General features: G+C 72.2%; 17 protein-coding genes and 1 pseudogene. 13 read left to right on the top strand and 5 right to left on the bottom strand.

Features of this window, described 5'->3' with window-relative positions; all coding sequences use genetic code 11:
• Position 1 precedes the first annotated feature (1 nt).
• Positions 2 to 1,516, top strand: a complete 1,515-nt coding sequence (locus B0I31_RS14840) for a tripartite tricarboxylate transporter permease (protein WP_106615993.1) — start codon at positions 2 to 4, stop codon at positions 1,514 to 1,516.
• Here the strand turns inward: B0I31_RS14840 and B0I31_RS14835 are convergent.
• Positions 1,513 to 2,067, bottom strand: a complete 555-nt coding sequence (locus B0I31_RS14835) for a TetR/AcrR family transcriptional regulator (protein WP_245949930.1) — start codon at positions 2,065 to 2,067, stop codon at positions 1,513 to 1,515. The genes B0I31_RS14840 and B0I31_RS14835 overlap by 4 nt on opposite strands.
• Positions 2,068 to 2,152: 85 nt before the next feature.
• Between B0I31_RS14835 and B0I31_RS14830 the strand changes: the two genes are divergently transcribed.
• Together B0I31_RS14830 and B0I31_RS14825 are read left to right on the top strand one after the other, a co-directional pair.
• Positions 2,153 to 2,887, top strand: a complete 735-nt coding sequence (locus B0I31_RS14830; protein ID WP_106615991.1) for an SDR family NAD(P)-dependent oxidoreductase — start codon at positions 2,153 to 2,155, stop codon at positions 2,885 to 2,887.
• Positions 2,888 to 2,889: 2 nt separating this feature from the next.
• Entirely contained in the window at positions 2,890 to 3,198 is a 309-nt protein-coding gene (locus tag B0I31_RS14825; protein ID WP_106615990.1) for a DMT family transporter, read from the top strand.
• On the opposite strand, the gene B0I31_RS14820 is transcribed toward B0I31_RS14825, so the two are convergent.
• Complete coding sequence (locus tag B0I31_RS14820; protein ID WP_106615989.1) at positions 3,185 to 4,180, bottom strand: LacI family DNA-binding transcriptional regulator; 996 nt, start codon at positions 4,178 to 4,180, stop codon at positions 3,185 to 3,187. The two genes, B0I31_RS14825 and B0I31_RS14820, sit on opposite strands and share 14 nt — an antisense overlap.
• 128 nt (positions 4,181 to 4,308) lie before the next feature.
• Here B0I31_RS14820 and B0I31_RS42575 point away from each other — a divergent pair.
• From B0I31_RS42575 to iolD, 10 genes and pseudogenes are all read left to right on the top strand, one after another.
• Positions 4,309 to 4,659 (top strand): annotated as a pseudogene (locus B0I31_RS42575) (Gfo/Idh/MocA family protein); the annotation flags it as partial.
• Positions 4,636 to 5,322 (top strand): Gfo/Idh/MocA family protein, encoded by a 687-nt coding sequence (locus tag B0I31_RS14815; RefSeq protein WP_281262304.1) that lies wholly within the window; start codon positions 4,636 to 4,638, stop codon positions 5,320 to 5,322. The pseudogene B0I31_RS42575 and the gene B0I31_RS14815, both read left to right, overlap by 24 nt.
• Entirely contained in the window at positions 5,319 to 6,179 is an 861-nt protein-coding gene (locus B0I31_RS14810; protein WP_245949928.1) for a TIM barrel protein, read from the top strand. The genes B0I31_RS14815 and B0I31_RS14810 overlap by 4 nt, the downstream gene beginning before the upstream one ends.
• A gap of 24 nt (positions 6,180 to 6,203) precedes the next feature.
• The gene (locus B0I31_RS14805; RefSeq protein ID WP_106615987.1) at positions 6,204 to 7,196 is read left to right on the top strand and encodes a sugar ABC transporter substrate-binding protein; all 993 of its coding nucleotides are present in this window, start codon (positions 6,204 to 6,206) and stop codon (positions 7,194 to 7,196) included.
• A gap of 2 nt (positions 7,197 to 7,198) precedes the next feature.
• Entirely contained in the window at positions 7,199 to 8,245 is a 1,047-nt protein-coding gene (locus B0I31_RS14800) for an ABC transporter permease (protein ID WP_106615986.1), read from the top strand.
• A complete protein-coding gene (locus tag B0I31_RS14795) occupies positions 8,242 to 9,021 on the top strand; it encodes an ATP-binding cassette domain-containing protein (protein ID WP_106615985.1) in 780 nt (259 codons plus the stop codon). Before B0I31_RS14800 ends, B0I31_RS14795 begins: the two co-directional genes overlap by 4 nt.
• The gene (iolC, locus tag B0I31_RS14790; protein ID WP_106615984.1) at positions 9,018 to 9,947 is read left to right on the top strand and encodes a 5-dehydro-2-deoxygluconokinase; all 930 of its coding nucleotides are present in this window, start codon (positions 9,018 to 9,020) and stop codon (positions 9,945 to 9,947) included. Before B0I31_RS14795 ends, iolC begins: the two co-directional genes overlap by 4 nt.
• A 442-nt stretch (positions 9,948 to 10,389) precedes the next feature.
• A complete protein-coding gene (locus tag B0I31_RS14785) occupies positions 10,390 to 11,343 on the top strand; it encodes a Cgl0159 family (beta/alpha)8-fold protein (protein WP_245949925.1) in 954 nt (317 codons plus the stop codon).
• Complete coding sequence (gene iolB, locus B0I31_RS14780; protein ID WP_106615983.1) at positions 11,340 to 12,221, top strand: 5-deoxy-glucuronate isomerase; 882 nt, start codon at positions 11,340 to 11,342, stop codon at positions 12,219 to 12,221. Before B0I31_RS14785 ends, iolB begins: the two co-directional genes overlap by 4 nt.
• Entirely contained in the window at positions 12,218 to 14,065 is a 1,848-nt protein-coding gene (gene iolD / locus B0I31_RS14775) for a 3D-(3,5/4)-trihydroxycyclohexane-1,2-dione acylhydrolase (decyclizing) (protein ID WP_106615982.1), read from the top strand. Before iolB ends, iolD begins: the two co-directional genes overlap by 4 nt.
• 86 nt (positions 14,066 to 14,151) lie before the next feature.
• Here the strand turns inward: iolD and B0I31_RS14770 are convergent, their stop codons facing one another.
• The 3 genes from B0I31_RS14770 to B0I31_RS14760 all read right to left on the bottom strand — a co-directional run.
• Positions 14,152 to 14,511: a hypothetical protein gene (locus B0I31_RS14770; protein ID WP_106615981.1), complete on the bottom strand. Its 360-nt coding sequence runs from the start codon at positions 14,509 to 14,511 to the stop codon at positions 14,152 to 14,154.
• 1 nt (position 14,512) lies between these two features.
• Positions 14,513 to 15,340 carry a hypothetical protein gene (locus B0I31_RS14765; protein WP_106615980.1) on the bottom strand — a complete coding sequence of 276 codons (828 nt, stop codon included), beginning with the start codon at positions 15,338 to 15,340 and terminating at the stop codon, positions 14,513 to 14,515.
• Positions 15,341 to 15,436: 96 nt separating this feature from the next.
• The coding region (locus B0I31_RS14760) for a helix-turn-helix domain-containing protein (protein ID WP_146173848.1) at positions 15,437 to 15,619 on the bottom strand (183 nt) is incomplete at its 5' end.

Raw genomic sequence — 15,619 nt, 5'->3', positions numbered from 1 at the left:
CGTGGACTCGTTCACCAACCTGCTCGAGGGATTCGCGACCGCGTTGACGCCGACGCACCTGGCGTTGGCTGCGTTGGGCGTGCTGCTGGGCACGGCGATCGGCGTGCTGCCGGGCATCGGACCCGCGATGGCGGTGGCGCTGCTGCTGCCCGTCACCTACGGCCTGGAGCCGACCGGGGCGTTCATCATGTTCGCTGGCATCTACTACGGCGGCATGTTCGGCGGCTCGACCACGTCGATCCTGCTCAACACGCCCGGTGAGAGCGCGGCGGTGGTGGCGGCGATCGACGGCAACCCGATGGCGCGCAAGGGGCGGGGGTCGCAAGCGCTTGCCGCGGCCGCCATCGGGCACTTCGTCGGCGGTGTCATCGGCACGGTGCTGCTGGTCCTGCTCGCGCCCACGGTGGCGGAGTTCGCCGTGGACATCGGCGCGCCGGACTTCTTCGCGATCATGGTGCTGGCGTTCATCGCGGTGACGTCCGTGCTCGGCGCGTCCCGGGTGCGCGGGTTCGCGTCCCTGCTCATCGGCCTCACCATCGGCCTGGTCGGGTTGGACGAGATGACCGGCCAGCAGAGGTTGACGTTCGGCTCGCTGCACCTGGCCGACGGAATCGACGTGGTCGTGGTGGCGGTGGCCCTGTTCGCGGTCGGCGAGTCGCTGTGGGTGGCCGCGCACCTGCGGCGCAAGCCCGCTTCGGCGATCCCGGTCGGTCGGGCGTTCCTGGGCCGCGAGGACTTCCGGCGGTCGTGGAAGCCGTGGCTGCGCGGCCCGGTGATCGGGTTCCCGTTCGGCGCGATCCCGGCCGGTGGCGCGGAGATCCCGACGTTCCTGTCGTACGTGACCGAGAAGCGGCTGTCCCAGCACCGCGACGAGTTCGGCAAGGGCGCGATCGAGGGCGTGGCCGGTCCGGAGGCGACGGCCAGCGCGTCGGCCGCGGGCACGCTGGTGTCGATGCTGACGCTGGGCCTGCCGACCACGGCGGTGGCCGCGGTGATGCTGGCGGCGTTCCAGCAGTACGGCATCCAACCGGGGCCGCTGCTGTTCGAGCGGGAGTCGGCGCTGGTCTGGGGGCTGATCGCGTCGCTGTTCATCGGCTTGTGCCTGCTGCTGGTGCTGAACCTGCCGTTGGCGCCGGTGTGGGCGAAGCTGCTGCGCATCCCCCGGCCGTACCTGTACGCGGGAATCCTGTTCTTCGCCAGCGTGGGTGCTTACGCGGTGAACGCCGACGTGTTCGACCTGCTGGTGATGTTCGTGATCGGCGTGCTGGGCTTCGTGATGCGGCGGTACGGCCTGCCCGTGCTGCCGGCGATCATCGGCGTGATCCTCGGCCCGGCCGCGGAACAGCAGATGCGCCGTGCCCTGCAGCTGTCGGACGGCTCGCTGACGGGCCTGGTCAACACCCCGTTCTCGCTGGTCGTCTACGGCATCGTGGTGGTCCTGCTGCTCTGGCCGCTGATCCGCCGCCTGTTCCGCAAGCCCTCCCCGCAACCGGAACGGCCGAAGGTGGACGCCTAGCGGGGGAGCAGGCCGTCCAGCAGGGCGTCGAGGCCGGCCTTGATCCTGGCCGCCTCGGCGCCGCGGTGGGTGATCAGGTTCGCGGACAGCGGTGCCAGGAGGGCGTCGGCGGTGAACGCGGCGTCCAGGTCGGGTCTGGCCTGGGCGATCAGCACGGTCAGGTGGCGGTGGTGGGCGTCGTAGGCGCCGCCGAAGCGGGCGAACGGGCCGGTGGTCTCGGCCATCAGCAGCAGGTCCAGCTGGGCGAGCGTGCGGTCGACCAGGGCGTGCAGGAACGCCCGGAGGCGGTCGGCGGGTGGTGCGCCGGGGCCGACGGGGGGCGGTCCGGTGAGGAACGCGGCCTGGAACTCGCGTTCCGAGGCGTCGATCAACGCGTGGGCCAGGCCGGAGCGGTCGCCGAAGCGGCGGTAGAGGGTGCCCACGCCGACACCGGACGCGGCGGCGACCTCGGCCATGGCGAGGCCTTCGATACCGCGTTCGGCGACGATGTCGGCGGCGGCGGCCAGGATCTTCGCCCTGTTCTTGGCGGCGTCGGCCCGCTCCCGCGTCACCACCGCAGCTTAACCCGCACCTCGACAACCGGAACTGATTCCGCTTATGCTCAAGCGGAACCAGTTCCGGTTATTGGGGGACCACATGCTCACCGGTAGATCAGCCCTCGTCACCGGCGGCAGCCGCGGGATCGGGGCGGCCATCGCCAAGCGGCTCGCGGGCGAGGGCGCGAACGTGGCGATCACGTACGCGCGCTCGGCCGACCGCGCCGAAGCCGTGGTGGAGGAGATGACGGCGCTCGGCGTGCGGGCGCTCGCGCTGCGGGCCGAGGCGACCGACGTCGACGCCCTGCGTGCCGCCACCGCACGGGTCGCGTCCGCGTTCGGCGGGTTGGACATCCTGGTCAACAACGCGGGCATCGCACCGTACGGGCCGTTCGAGGACGTCACGGTGGACGACGTCGACCGCACCCTCGCGATCCACGCCCGGGCGGCGTTCGTGCTGGTCCAGGCCGCCGTGCCGCACATGACGGCGGGTGGCCGGATCGTCGGCATCGGCAGCAGCCTGGTCGAACGGGTGCCGTACCCGGGCTGGGCGCTCTACGCGATGAGCAAGTCGGCGCTGGTCGGGCTGACCAAGGGCCTGGCCCGCGACCTCGGCCCGCGCGGCATCACGGTCAACCTGGTGCACCCCGGCTCGACCGACACCGAGATGAACCCGGCGGACGGCCCCGGCGCCGACGAGGAACGCGGCTTCACCGCCCTCGGCCGGTACTGCGACCCGGAGGACGTGGCCGCGACGGTCGCGCACCTCGTCGGTGACGGCGGGCGCAACACCACCGGTGCGGCGTTCGTCGTGGACGCCGGGGCGGTGGCGTAGCCGTGGCCTGGTTGCTGCTGCTCGGCGCGGCGGCGCTGGAGGTCGTGTGGGCCACGGCGTTGGGCCGGTCGGACGGTTTCACCCGTCCGTGGCCGACCGCGATCGGGATCGCGGCGGCGGTGACGAGCTTCGTGATGCTCGCGATCGCCATGCGCGACCTGCCGGTGGGCACGGCCTACGCGGTGTGGGTCGGCCTCGGCGCGGTCGGCGTGGTGCTGGTGGGCATCACCGCGGGTGAGAGCGCGTCACCGCTGCGGCTCGCGTGCCTGGCGTTGATCGTGCTCGGCGTGGTGGGGCTCAAGCTGGCCTGACCGGCGGTGCCGTGGTCGAGCGGACGACCAGCGACGGGTGCAGCAGGTGGCGCACGGGCTCGACCCGGTCACCGCGCACCCGTTGCAGCAGCGCGGTGGCGGCGAGCCGGCCGAGCTCGTTGCGCGGCTGGTCGACCGTGGTCAGCGAGACGTGCCGCAGGGCGGCCAGCGAGGTGTTGTCGTACCCGACCACCGACACGTCCCGCGGCACGCGGAACCCGGCCTCCTCCAGCGCCGAGATCGCGCCGACCGCGTTGAAGTCGTTGCACGAGACGATCGCGGTGGGCAGGTCGCCCGACAACCCCCGCACGGCACGCGCGCCGCCCGCGTCGGTGTACTCGCTGGCCACCACCCTGGGCGTGAGCCCGTGGGACGCCATCGCGGCCAGGTAACCCCGGCGCCGCGGCGCGGCCTGCGAGCCCGCACCGCCGTCCAGGTGCGCGATCCGCCTGTGCCCCAACGACACCAGGTGGTCCACGGCCAACGCGATGCCGCGCTCGCCGTCGTCGTTCACGGTGTCCACAGTGGCCAGTCGGGACGACCGCGCCACCAGCACCACCGGCGTCTGCTCCGCCGCACGGCCGATGTCCGCAGTCGGCACCACCGGCGACAGCAGCGCCAGCCCCGCCGGCCGGAACGACAGCAGGCTGCGCAGCGCCCGCCGCTCCCGCGCCGGACTGCGCCCGCCGGTGTTGAGGATCAGCTCGAAACCGTGCTCGGCCGCCACCGCGTCGAGCCCGTCCACGACCTCCGCGAAGAACGCGTTGTGCAGGTCCGACACCATCACGCCGAGCACGTGCGACGTGCGGCTGGCCAGCGAGCGCGCCATCGCGTGCGGCGAGTACCCCAGCTCCTCGGCCGCCTTCAGCACGGCCGCCCGCCGCTGGTCGCTCACTTTCGGTGACCCCCGCATGACCAGCGACACCAGGGCGCGGGACACCCCGGCGCGGGCCGCGACGTCCTCCATGGTCGGTCTGGCCACCGGTGTCCCCCTCCCGCGCGGTCACGGCCGGGCAACGCGCCCTTGACACCCGTGTGACGGACGCTACAGCCTTAGAGCGCTCCAACAATAGAGCGCTCTAACTTCAGACCGCCTCTACCAGGACGGAGACGAGCGGGATGCGCATCGGAGTTGCCGGAGTGGGCCGGATCGGCACCATGCACGCCACCAACCTGGCCACCCTCGACGAGGTCGACGAGGTGCTGCTGTTCGACCCCGTGCCCGGCCGCGCGGCGCACGCGTCGGCCCTGCTGCCCGGCACCCGGAGCGTGGACGACCTCGACGCGCTGCTCACCGCCAGTGACGGCGTCCTGCTCGCCACGCCCACGACCACGCACCCCGCGCTGCTGCGCGCGGCCCTCGCGGCGGGCGTGCCGACGCTGTGCGAGAAGCCGATCGCGAGCCACCTGGACGAGATGCGCGCGTTGGTGGACGACGTGGAGGCGTCCGGGGTGGAGGTGCTGGTCGGGTTCCAGCGCCGGTTCGACCCGGCGGTGTCCGAACTGCACCGCCGCGTCCGCGCGGGCGAGGTCGGCGACATCTACCTGGTCCGGGCCCTGGGCAACGACGCCCAGCCGCCCGATTTCGGCTACCTGCCCCAGTCCGGCGGCATCTTCCGCGACCTGCTGATCCACGACCTCGACGCGGTGCCGTGGCTGGTCGGCGAGCCGGTGGTGGAGGTGTACGCGTCGGGATCGGTGCTGGTGGACCAGGCGTTCGCGGACGCCGACGACGTCGACAACGCCGTGGTGATGCTGAAGTTCGCGGGCGGCGCGCACGCCGTGCTGGCCGGCGGCAGGCACGACCCGCTCGGCTACGACCACCGCATCGAGGTGCTGGGCAGCCGGGACTCGCTGGTAGTCGGCCTCGACCCGCGCACGCCGCTGACGTCGTTGGAACCGGAAGGCCCGAAGGCCGCCGCCGACGCCTACCCCGGCTTCGCGGCCCGCTTCCACCGTGCCTACCTGGCCGAGGTGGCGGTGTTCACGCAGGTCGTGGCGGGCACGGTGGCGAACCCCTCACCCGCGCGGGAGAGTCTGATCAGCCTCCGACTCGCCGAGGCGTGCGAGCGGTCGCGGCGAACGGGCGCCCCGGTCCGCGTCGAGACGGAGGTTCGGGCGTGAAGATCGCCGGTGCGCCCATCTCGTGGGGCGTGTGCGAGGTTCCCGGGTGGGGCAAGGTCCTCGACGCCGACACCGTGCTCGGCCAGATGGCGTCGTTGGGCTTGCGGGCCACCGAACTCGGTCCGCCGGACTACCTGCCCGCCGAACCCCGTGCGCTCAAGGCGTTGTTGGACGAACACGGACTCACGTTGGTCGGCGGTTTCCTGGCCGTGCCACTGCACACCGGCGAACAGTCCACAGTGGACGAAGTCGACCGGGTGGCGGCCCTGCTCGCCGCCGCAGGTGCCGAAGTCCTCGTGCTGGCCGCCGCGACCGGCCTCGACGGCTACGACGAACGCCCCGCCCTCACCGACCACGAGTGGCGCACCCTGGTCGACACCGCCGCGCTCGTCCGCGACCACGCCGCCCGCCACGGCCTGCGCACCGCCCTGCACCCGCACGTCGGCACGCACGTCGAACGCGCCACCGAGGTCGAGCGGTTCCTCGCCGACTCCGACCTCGACCTCTGCCTGGACACCGGCCACCTCCTCATCGGCGGCACGGACCCGGTCGACCTCGCCCGCCGCCACCCCGAGCGGATCGGGCACGTGCACCTCAAGGACGTGCGCGCCGACATCGCCGCCACCGTCCGCGCCGGCGACATCGGCTACACGGCCGCCGTCCAGCAGCGGATGTACGTGCCGCTGGGCGAAGGCGACGTGGATGTGGCAGCCCTGGTGGCGTCCCTGCGCGACGCCGGATACGCCGGCTGGTACGTCCTGGAGCAGGACACCGCGCTCGGTGACGACAGCCCGCTCGACACCCCCGTGCGCGACACCGCGGGCAGCCTCGCGCACCTCACCCGGATCACCGCCTGATTTCCCCCTCAGCGAGGAGAGACGATGACGTCCACTCGAAAAGTCCTGCGTGCGGGTCTCGCCCTGACCGGGCTCGCGCTGCTGGCCGCGTGCAGCGGCCCCGTCGCCGACACCGACAGCACCACGACGAACACCGGCTCCGCCCAAGCACCGACCGGTGACCTGCGCGTCGCCGTCGTCACCCACGGCACGGCCGGTGACGCGTTCTGGAACGTGGTCAAGAACGGCGCCACCGACGCGGGCAAGCAGCTCGGCGTCACGGTCGACTACCACTCGGACGGCGACCCCGGCAGGCAGTCCACCCTGATCGACAACGCGGTGTCGCAGGAGGTCGGCGGCATCGTCGTCTCGATGGCCAACCCGGACGCCCTGAAAACCTCGATCGAGAACGCCGTGAAGGCGGGCATCCCGGTCATCACCATCAACTCCGGCTCGGACAAGAGCGCCTCGTTCGGCGCGCTGGCGCACGTCGGCCAAGAGGAGAACGTCGCCGGCGAACAAGCCGGGCAGAAGCTCAAGGATGCCGGCAAGACCAAGCTGCTCTGCGTCATCCACGAAGCCGGCAACGTCGGCCTCAACCAGCGCTGCGACGGCGCCCGCACCGGGTTCGGCGGCACCGTCACCAACCTCCAGGTCGACATCAACAACCCCACCGACGTCGAGTCCCGGATCAAGGGCGCCCTGCAGACCGACCCGTCGGTCGACGCCGTCCTCGCGCTGAACCCGCAGGTCGCCGTGTCGTCCGTGAGCGCGGTCAAGGGCGCGTCCTCGAAGGCCGCGGTCGCCACGTTCGACCTCAACGCCGACGTCACCGCCGCCATCAAAGCCGGTGACGTGCTGTTCGCCGTCGACCAGCAGCAGTACGAGCAGGGCTACCTGCCGATCGTGATGCTCAAGCTCTACCGCGACAACGCCAACACCGTGGGCGGCGGCAAACCGGTCCTCACCGGACCCGGCTTCGTCGACAAGTCCAACGTGGACAAGGTCGCCGAGTACGCCGAGCGCGGCACCCGCTGACCATGACCCCCGTGACCACGGCTCCCGCGGCGGACGAGCGGCTCCGCTCGGCCCGGCTGCTCGACCGGCTCGTGCTCCGACCCGAGATCGGCGCACTGCTCGGCGCGCTGGCCGTCTTCGCGTTCTTCTCGGTGGTGACCGAGCGGTTCCTCAGCACCGGCGGCGTCGCCACCTGGCTGGACGACGCGTCCACGCTCGGCATCATGGCGGTCGCGGTGGCGCTGCTCATGATCGGCGGCGAGTTCGACCTGTCCGCCGGCGTGATGACCGCGTCCACCGCGCTGGTCACCGCGATCCTCGCCACCCGGCTCGGCTGGAACGTGTGGCTCGCCCTGCTCGCGTCACTGGTGTTCGCGCTGGCGGTCGGCGCGCTGAACGGGTGGCTGGTGCTGCGCACCGGCCTGCCCAGCTTCATCGTCACGCTGGGCACGTTCCTGGCGCTGCAAGGCCTCAACCTCGGCATCACCCGACTCGTGACCGGCACCGTGCAGGTGTCCGGCATGCGGTCCGCGGACGGCTACTCGTCGGCCGGGTTCCTGTTCGCCTCGACGTTCACGTTCGGCGGCACGGCGTTCTACGTGTCGATCGTGTGGTGGGTGCTGGTCACAGCCCTCGCCGCGGTCGTGCTGCTGCGCACCCGGTTCGGCAACTGGATCTTCGCGGTCGGCGGGTCGCCCGTGTCGTCGCGGGCGGTCGGCGTGCCCGTGACGCGGACCAAGATCCTGCTGTTCATGACCACGGCCGGCGCGGCGTGGCTGGTCGGGTCGATCAACATCCTGCGGTTCACCAGCGTGCAGGCCAACCAGGGCATCGGGCTGGAGTTCCAGTTCATCATCGCCGCGGTCATCGGCGGGTGCCTGCTGACCGGCGGGTTCGGCTCGGCGATCGGCGCGGCGATCGGCGCGCTGATCTTCGGCATGGCCCGGCAGGGCATCGTCTACGCGAACTGGAACTCGGACTGGTTCCAGCTGTTCCTCGGCGTGATGCTGCTGGCCGCCGTGCTGGTCAACAACGCCCTGCGGCGGCGAGCGGAGAGGGTGCGGCGATGAGCCCACTGCTGGAAGTGCGCGGTATCGGCAAGACCTACGGCAGCGTGATCGCGCTGCGCGACGTCTCCACCGCGGTCAACGCCGGCGAGGTGACGTGCGTGCTCGGCGACAACGGCGCGGGCAAGTCCACGCTGATCAAGGTCTTGGCGGGCGTGCACCGGCACGACACCGGCGAGTTCCTGGTCGACGGCTCCCCTGTCCGGTTCTCCTCGCCGCGCGAAGCCCTCGACCGGGGCATCGCCACCGTCTACCAGGACCTGGCCGTGGTGCCGCTGATGAGCGTGTGGCGCAACTTCTTCCTCGGGTCCGAGCCCACGGTCGGCTTCGGGCCGTTCCGGTTCCTGGACCGGCGGCGAGGACGGCGGGTGACGCGGACGGCGTTGGCCGAGCTGGGCATCGACCTGCGTGACGTGGAGCAGCCGGTGGGCACGCTGTCCGGCGGTGAGCGGCAGTGCGTGGCGATCGCCCGTGCCGTGCACTTCGGGGCGAAGGTGCTGATCCTGGACGAGCCCACCGCCGCGCTCGGCGTCAAGCAGGCGGGCCTGGTGCTCAAGTACGTGGCCCAGGCGCGCGACCGCGGCCTCGGGGTCGTGCTGATCACCCACAACCCGCACCACGCCTACCCCGTGGGTGACCGGTTCCTGCTGCTCAAGCGCGGGCGTGCGCTGGGGACGTACGAGAAGTCGCAGATCAGCCTGGAGGAGCTGACCAGGCAGATGGCCGGTGGCGCGGAGCTGGAGGCGTTGGCGCACGAACTGCGCGGGGTCTCCGGATGACGGTCGAGGTGCTGACCATCGGCCGGGTCGGCGTCGACCTGTACCCGGAGCAGAGCGGCGTGCCGCTGGCGCAGGTGCGGACGTTCGCCAAGTCGCTCGGTGGCACGGCGACGAACGTGGCGGTGGCGGCGGCGCGGCTCGGCCGTTCCGCCGCGGTGGTGACCAAGGTCGGCCCGGACGGCTTCGGCCCTTACGTTCGTTCGGCGCTGGAGTCCTTCGGCGTGTCGTCGTCCTACGTCGGAACCGCCCCCGACCTGCAGACCCCGGTCGTCTTCTGCGCCCTGGACCCACCCGAAGACCCACCACTGCTGTTCTACCGCGCACCTCTCGCCCCCGACCTCGCCCTCACCCCGGACGACGTGCCGTGGGACCTGGTGGCGGAGGTCCCCCTGCTCTGGGTGACCGGAACGGGTGTCTCCGCCTCACCCGCCCGGGAAACCCAACGCCAGGTTTTGGAGCATCGAGCCCGCCGCCCCCACACCGTCCTGGACCTCGACTACCGGCCGATGTTCTGGCCCGACGAGGCCACCGCCCGCCGCGAGATCGACTGGATGCTGGACCACGTGACGGTCGCCGTGGGCAACCGGACCGAGGTGGAGGTGGCAGTCGGCACGTCCGACCCCGATGAAGCCGCCGCCCGACTCCTGGCGCGCGGCGTCGAGCTGGCGGTCGTGAAGAAGGGCGCGGAGGGCGTCCTGTTCGCCACGCCGGCCGGCACCTGGACCGTCCCCCCGCATCCGGTGGACGTCGTCTGCGGCTTGGGCGCGGGCGACGCTTTCGGCGGCGCCCTCGCCCACGGCCTCCTCGCAGGCTGGCCACCGGACCGGATCGCGCGTTACGCCAACGTCGCCGGCGCCCTCGTCGCCGCCCGCCTGGCCTGCGCCGACGCCATGCCGACCGAGCCGGAAATCGAGGCCCACCTGTGAAAACACCTCGGCAGGCACCCGTGCCCAACCCGTGCCAAGATCACCCCAACCCCACCCACCGGCCAACACGATCGGATGAACATGACCCGAAAATGTACGGAAACACCGTTACCGACCCTCGGTTAAACGAGGACCGAGCGCCCGACAACCACCCCGCCTACCCACCACCCACCCCAACCCCGATCCCACCCCCGCCCCGGTCCGCAACGACCAGGCCCACCGAGCCCACCTCACCGCCCCCGACCACTCCGCCCCACTCACCGCCCCCGACCACTCCGCCCCACTCGCCGCCCTCGACCACCCGCCCGCGCTCGCCCAACCTGCCCGACTCCACCGACCCGCCACCTCCCGCCGACCCGTCACCCTCGCCGGCGCCCCTGGCACCCCCGGCGATCCCGGTGCCCCTGGAGGCCCTGGCAACCCGGGCAGTCGGAGGTGCGAGGTGATCAGCGACGAGCGGTGGAAGGGGTTGCTGGACACCAGGGCGACCGATCCGGCCGCCATCCGCCGCGCCTACCAGGCACGTCGGCGGCGGACGCAGTTGCTGTCCGACCAGGGCACGCTGTTCCTGGTCGCGGCGGACCACCCGGCGCGCGGTGCGCTGGGGGTCGGCGGCGATCCGCTCGCCATGGCCGACCGCCGCTCGCTGCTGGACCGGCTGCTCACGGCGCTGGCGAACCCGGCGGTGGACGGGGTGCTCGGCACGCCGGACGTGATCGAGGAGCTGCTGCTGCTCGACGGGCTGCACGACAAGGTCGTCATCGGCTCGATGAACCGCGGCGGTCTGGCCGGCGCGGACTGGGAGATCGACGACCGGTTCACCGCGTACGACCCCACGTCGATCGCGGGCAACGGGTTGGACGGCGGGAAGATGTTGCTGCGCCTGGTCGACTCCGATCCCGGCACCGTGCCGACGCTGGAGAGCTGCGCCGCGGCGGTGTCGGCGTTGGCCGACCGCAGCCTGATGGCGATGGTCGAGCCGCTGCCCTACGCGCGGGACGCGGACGGTGCGTTGGTGTTGCAGAAGGACGCCGCGGCGTTGGCGCGGGCCGGGAGCGTCGCGGCCGGGTTGGGGGCGACGTCGGCGTTCACCTGGTTGAAGCTGCCGCCGTCACCCGATGAGGTGCTTGGTGCGACGACGTTGCCCGCGCTCGTGCTCGGTGGTGTGCCGTCCGCCCGGTTGAGTGACGACCTGGCGTCGTGGGGCCACTCGTTGCGTCACCCGAACGTGCGGGGACTGGTCATCGGGCGTGCCCTGCTCTACCCGCCGGACGGTGACGTGGCCGCGGCGGTCGAGGCGGCGGCGACGGTGTTGCGCCTGGCGCGGGAGGTCACCCGATCCGGTGACGGCGGAGCGCGGGCCGGGGTGGACGTGGGGAAGGGGAGCCCGGGATGAGCCTGCACCGGCCGTTGGGCACGTTGTCGGACGGGGAGAACGCCGTCGAGCTCACCCCCGAGGTCGCCGGCTGGGATCACGCGGGGTTGCGGGTGTTGTTGTTGCACCCCGGTGGGGTGGTCACGTTCGAGACCGGCGACTACGAGGCGTTCGTGCTCCCGCTGTCCGGCGGGTGCGTGGTCGAGGTCGACGGTGAGCGGTTCGAGGTGCGGGGCCGCGATTCGGTCTTCACCCGCGTCACGGACTTCGCCTACGTGCCGAGGGACGCGGAAGTCCGACTCTCCACGAAGGACGGAGTAGAAGTAGCGCTGCCGATGGCCCGCTGCGACCGCAGGCTGGCACCGAAGTACGGCCCGGCCGAAGAGGTCCCGGTCGAGGTCAGGGGCGCGGGCAACGCCACCCGCCAGGTCACGAACTTCGGCGTCCCGGGCGTCTGGGACCACGCCGACAAGCTGATCGCCTGCGAGCTGATCACCCCGGACGGCAACTGGTCGTCCTACCCGCCGCACAAGCACGACCACACCTGCGACGTCGTCAACGAGGAGATCTACTACTTCCGCATCGCCGGCCGCGACCAGATCACCCCATCGCGTGAAGGGTTCGGCTTCCACCGCACCTACACCGACGACGGCGACATCGACGAGGACGTGACCGTCCGCGACGGCGACGTCTTCCTCATCCCCCGCGGCTACCACGGCCCCTGCGTCGCCGCGCCCGGCTACCCCATGTACTACCTGAACGTCCTGGCCGGCCCGAACGACGAACGCTCGATGGCGTTCTGCGACGACCCCGCGCACACCTGGATCCGGGACACCTGGGCGAGCCAGGACCTCGACCCCCGCTGCCCCGTCACGACCGCCGAAGGACGGGTCGAATGAGGCTCACCACCGCACAAGCACTGGTCCGCTGGCTCCGAGCGCAACGCACCGAACTGCCCACCGGCACGCAAGCCCCGCTGTTCCCCGGCGTCTTCGCGATCTTCGGCCACGGCAACGTCCTCGCCCTCGGCAACGCCCTCGAAGAGGTGAAGGAAGCACTGCCGGTCTGGCGCGGCCACAACGAGCAGGGCATGGCGCTGGCCGCGGTCGGCATCGCCAAGGCCACCCACCGCCGCCAGGTCGGCGTCGCCACCTCTTCCATCGGCCCGGGCGCGCTGAACATGGTCACCGCCGCCGGCGTCGCCCACGCCAACCGCCTGCCGCTCCTCCTCCTGCCCGGCGACACGTTCACCAGCCGCGCGCCCGACCCGGTGCTGCAGCAGGTGGAGCACTTCGGCGACCCGACGACCACGGTCAACGACGCGTTCCGCGCGGTCAGCCGCTACTTCGACCGCATCACCCGCCCGGAGCAGCTGCTCAACACGCTCCCGCAGGCCGCCCGCGTGCTCACCGACCCGGCCGACTGCGGCCCGGTCGTGCTCGCCCTGCCGCAGGACGTGCAGGCCGAGTCGTTCGACTTCCCGGACGCCCTGTTCACCCCGGTCGTGCACCGCCCGCAACGCCCGCGCCCCGACACCAGGGCACTCGCCGACGCCGTCACCACGCTCCGCGCCGCACGCCGGCCGTTGCTGGTCGTCGGCGGCGGCGTCCGCTACTCCCGTGCCGCGGGCCGTGCGATCCGCTTCGCCGAGCAGCACGCCATCCCCATCGCCGAGACGACCGCCGGCCGTACCGAGGTGCCGCACGACCACCCCCTGCACGCCGGACCGCTCGGCATCACGGGCTCAACCTCCGCCAACGCGCTCGCCGCCCAGGCCGACGTCGTCCTCGCCGTGGGCACCCGCCTGCAGGACTTCACCACCGCGTCGTGGACGGTCTTCGCGCCGGACGTCCGGATCGTCTCGGTCAACACCGCCCGGTTCGACGCGGTGAAGCACGGCGCGCTGGCCGTGGTCGCCGACGCCGACGAGGGCCTGCGCGAGCTGACCGACGCCCTCGGCGACTGGCGGGCCGACGAGACCTGGGCGGCACGCGCGGCCGAGGAGCGCGGCAAGTGGGACGCGCACGTCGACGGCCTGCGCACCCCGGGCGGCACACCGACGTACGCGCAGGTCGTGGGCGTGGTCAACGAGGAGTCCACCCCGGAGGACTACGTGATGACGGCGTCCGGTGGCCTGCCCGGCGAGCTGATCGGCGGCTGGCGCGCGGTCGGCGAGGCGACCATGGACGTCGAGTACGGCTTCTCCTGCATGGGCTACGAGCTGGCCGGCGCGTGGGGCGCGGCGATCGCGCGGCCTGACGGCGTGGTGACCACGCTCCTGGGTGACGGCTCGTACCTGATGCTCAACTCGGAGCTGTTCTCGGCGGCGTTCGCCGGGCACGGTTTCGTCGCCGTGGTGTGCGACAACGACGGCTACGCCGTGATCCACCGGCTGCAGACCGGCCAGGGTGGCGCGGGCTTCAACAACCTCTACGACGACGTCCGCTCGGCACACGCCCGACCGCCGCGCACCGATTTCGCCGCGCACGCCGCCGCGATGGGCTGTGCGACGTTCCCGGTGGACGACCTGGACGGCCTGCGTGACGCCTACCGCCAAGCCCGCGAGGTGGCGAAGACCGAGCACCGCCCGGCCGTGGTCGTGATCCGCACGCACCCGTCCGCCTGGACCGACGCGGGCGCGTGGTGGGAGGTCGGCGTGCCGGACGTGGCGCACCGCCCGGAGATCACCGCCGCGCACGACGAAGTGGCCGCCGGGAAGGCGAAGCAACTCCGCTACCTGTGACGGTCGAGTTCCGCGAGCCACCGCTCGACGTGGCTCGCGGACTCCCGATCACCGAACCCGCGGAACACGTCCCGCGCCTCGGTCCGTCATCGCCGGGCGGTGGCCCCGGCGGCGAAGTCGCCGACCACCCGCGGCAGGGCGGGGCTCACGTCGTGCAGCACGGCGCGCAGCGGGCCGGCGGCCTCCGGGCGTTCCCACAGCATGGTGTGGATCGAGCCGCGCCATTCGGTGGTGAACTCGGCCCGCGCCAGTTCCAGCCGCACCCGCGGCGCGGCGACGAGCCTGCGGCGCGCGTCGTCCATCCGGGCGCTGACCAGGTCGGCCAGGTCGGGCGCGAGGACCGCGGCCACCCTGGTCCGCAGGGCGGGCCACTGCTCGGTGTCCGCCACCGTGGCCAGCGCGCCGGCCGCCGCGCCGGCGAGGAGTCTCAGCGGTTCCTCGCGCACCTCACGCCCTCTCGTCGGTGTCCTTGCGGTAGACCGGGCCGAAGTGCGAGCCCCGCTGGTCGTTGCGGTCGAAGTTCTGGATCACGTCGGCCTTCTGGGTCGGCACGTGCGCGTCGCCACCCGCCTGGATCACCGTCGACGCGCCGCTCGCCACCGCGTACTGGTTCACCGAGGGCGCGGTGACGACCGGGGACACCGGGGCCTCGCCCGCGCCCGCCGGTCCGGCCGCCGGTGCGGCGTCCAGGTCGAGCGAGTGCACGTCACCGCTGGGCAGCCACATCCACGCCCGGCCGCGGAAGTCCTTCACCCGCACGTCCACCGGCCGGAAGTCCTCCGGTCGCAGCGTGGTGTACCGGGCCGCGACCAGCGAGGTGAACAGCGTGTCGGACAGCACGACGACGAGGTCGGAGCCGGGTGACTGCTCCAGCGCGGCGTGCGGCGGCTCGCTGTTGAGCAGCCTGCTGACCAGCACGGCGTCCTGGCCGGGGTAGCCGTTGGCGCCCTCGACCGTGGTGCCGAAGTGGATCGCCATCCGCAGCCTCAGCCTGGCCTCCGGCACCCGGTAGCGGTTGGTCTTGCCCAGTTCGACGTCGAGCGCCCGCACGTACCGGTCCACGACGTCGCCCTCCGGCGTCGCGGCCGGCAGCACGGCCCACTCCTCGTCGCCCTTGGCCTGCCGGCGCCACGCCGAGCGGTCCAGGCCGGCGGCCTCGCCCGCCCGGTCCAGGGTGCGCACCAGCAGCTCTTGGAGCTCGCGCTGGAGCAGGTCGTCTGCCGACCCGTAGCTCTTCAGGTCACAACACACCAGCAGGCTGCGCTGGAAGCTCATCGGCCAGGCCTTTCGACGGAGGTGCTGACGCACGACTGCGCAGAGTCACTGTGGACTACTGCATCGGCGGGAATACCGCAGAAATGCGGTCTCGCGTCAGAAGCCCGCGAATTTACGCAGCCCCGCCAGATCCGGCACCAGCACGTCACGCCTCAGGTGACTCACCACCACCCCCGCTTTTCGCAGATCGGAGAACGCCTTCTCGGCCGTTCTGGGCTTCATGCCGGCGATCGAGGCGAGTTCCACCTTCGTCAGCGGAATTCCCAACGTCCACCCGTG

This window comes from Saccharothrix carnea, from assembly GCF_003014735.1.
GTDB lineage: Bacteria > Actinomycetota > Actinomycetes > Mycobacteriales > Pseudonocardiaceae > Actinosynnema > Actinosynnema carneum.
The sequence above is the reverse complement of the archived record's forward strand: the minus strand, read 5'-3'. Positions and strand labels throughout refer to the sequence as shown.

Excerpts from the sequence above, each read along its gene's own strand:
- B0I31_RS14830 (WP_106615991.1), top strand. The coding sequence starts at position 2,153 with ATGCTCACCGGTAGATCAGCCCTCGTCACCGGCGGCAGCCGCGGGATC.
- B0I31_RS14805 (WP_106615987.1), top strand. The coding sequence starts at position 6,204 with ATGACGTCCACTCGAAAAGTCCTGCGTGCGGGTCTCGCCCTGACCGGG.
- B0I31_RS14800 (WP_106615986.1), top strand. The coding sequence starts at position 7,199 with ATGACCCCCGTGACCACGGCTCCCGCGGCGGACGAGCGGCTCCGCTCG.
- B0I31_RS14795 (WP_106615985.1), top strand. The coding sequence starts at position 8,242 with ATGAGCCCACTGCTGGAAGTGCGCGGTATCGGCAAGACCTACGGCAGC.
- iolC (WP_106615984.1), top strand. The coding sequence starts at position 9,018 with ATGACGGTCGAGGTGCTGACCATCGGCCGGGTCGGCGTCGACCTGTAC.
- iolB (WP_106615983.1), top strand. The coding sequence starts at position 11,340 with ATGAGCCTGCACCGGCCGTTGGGCACGTTGTCGGACGGGGAGAACGCC.
- iolD (WP_106615982.1), top strand. The coding sequence starts at position 12,218 with ATGAGGCTCACCACCGCACAAGCACTGGTCCGCTGGCTCCGAGCGCAA.
- B0I31_RS14765 (WP_106615980.1), bottom strand. The coding sequence starts at position 15,340 with ATGAGCTTCCAGCGCAGCCTGCTGGTGTGTTGTGACCTGAAGAGCTAC.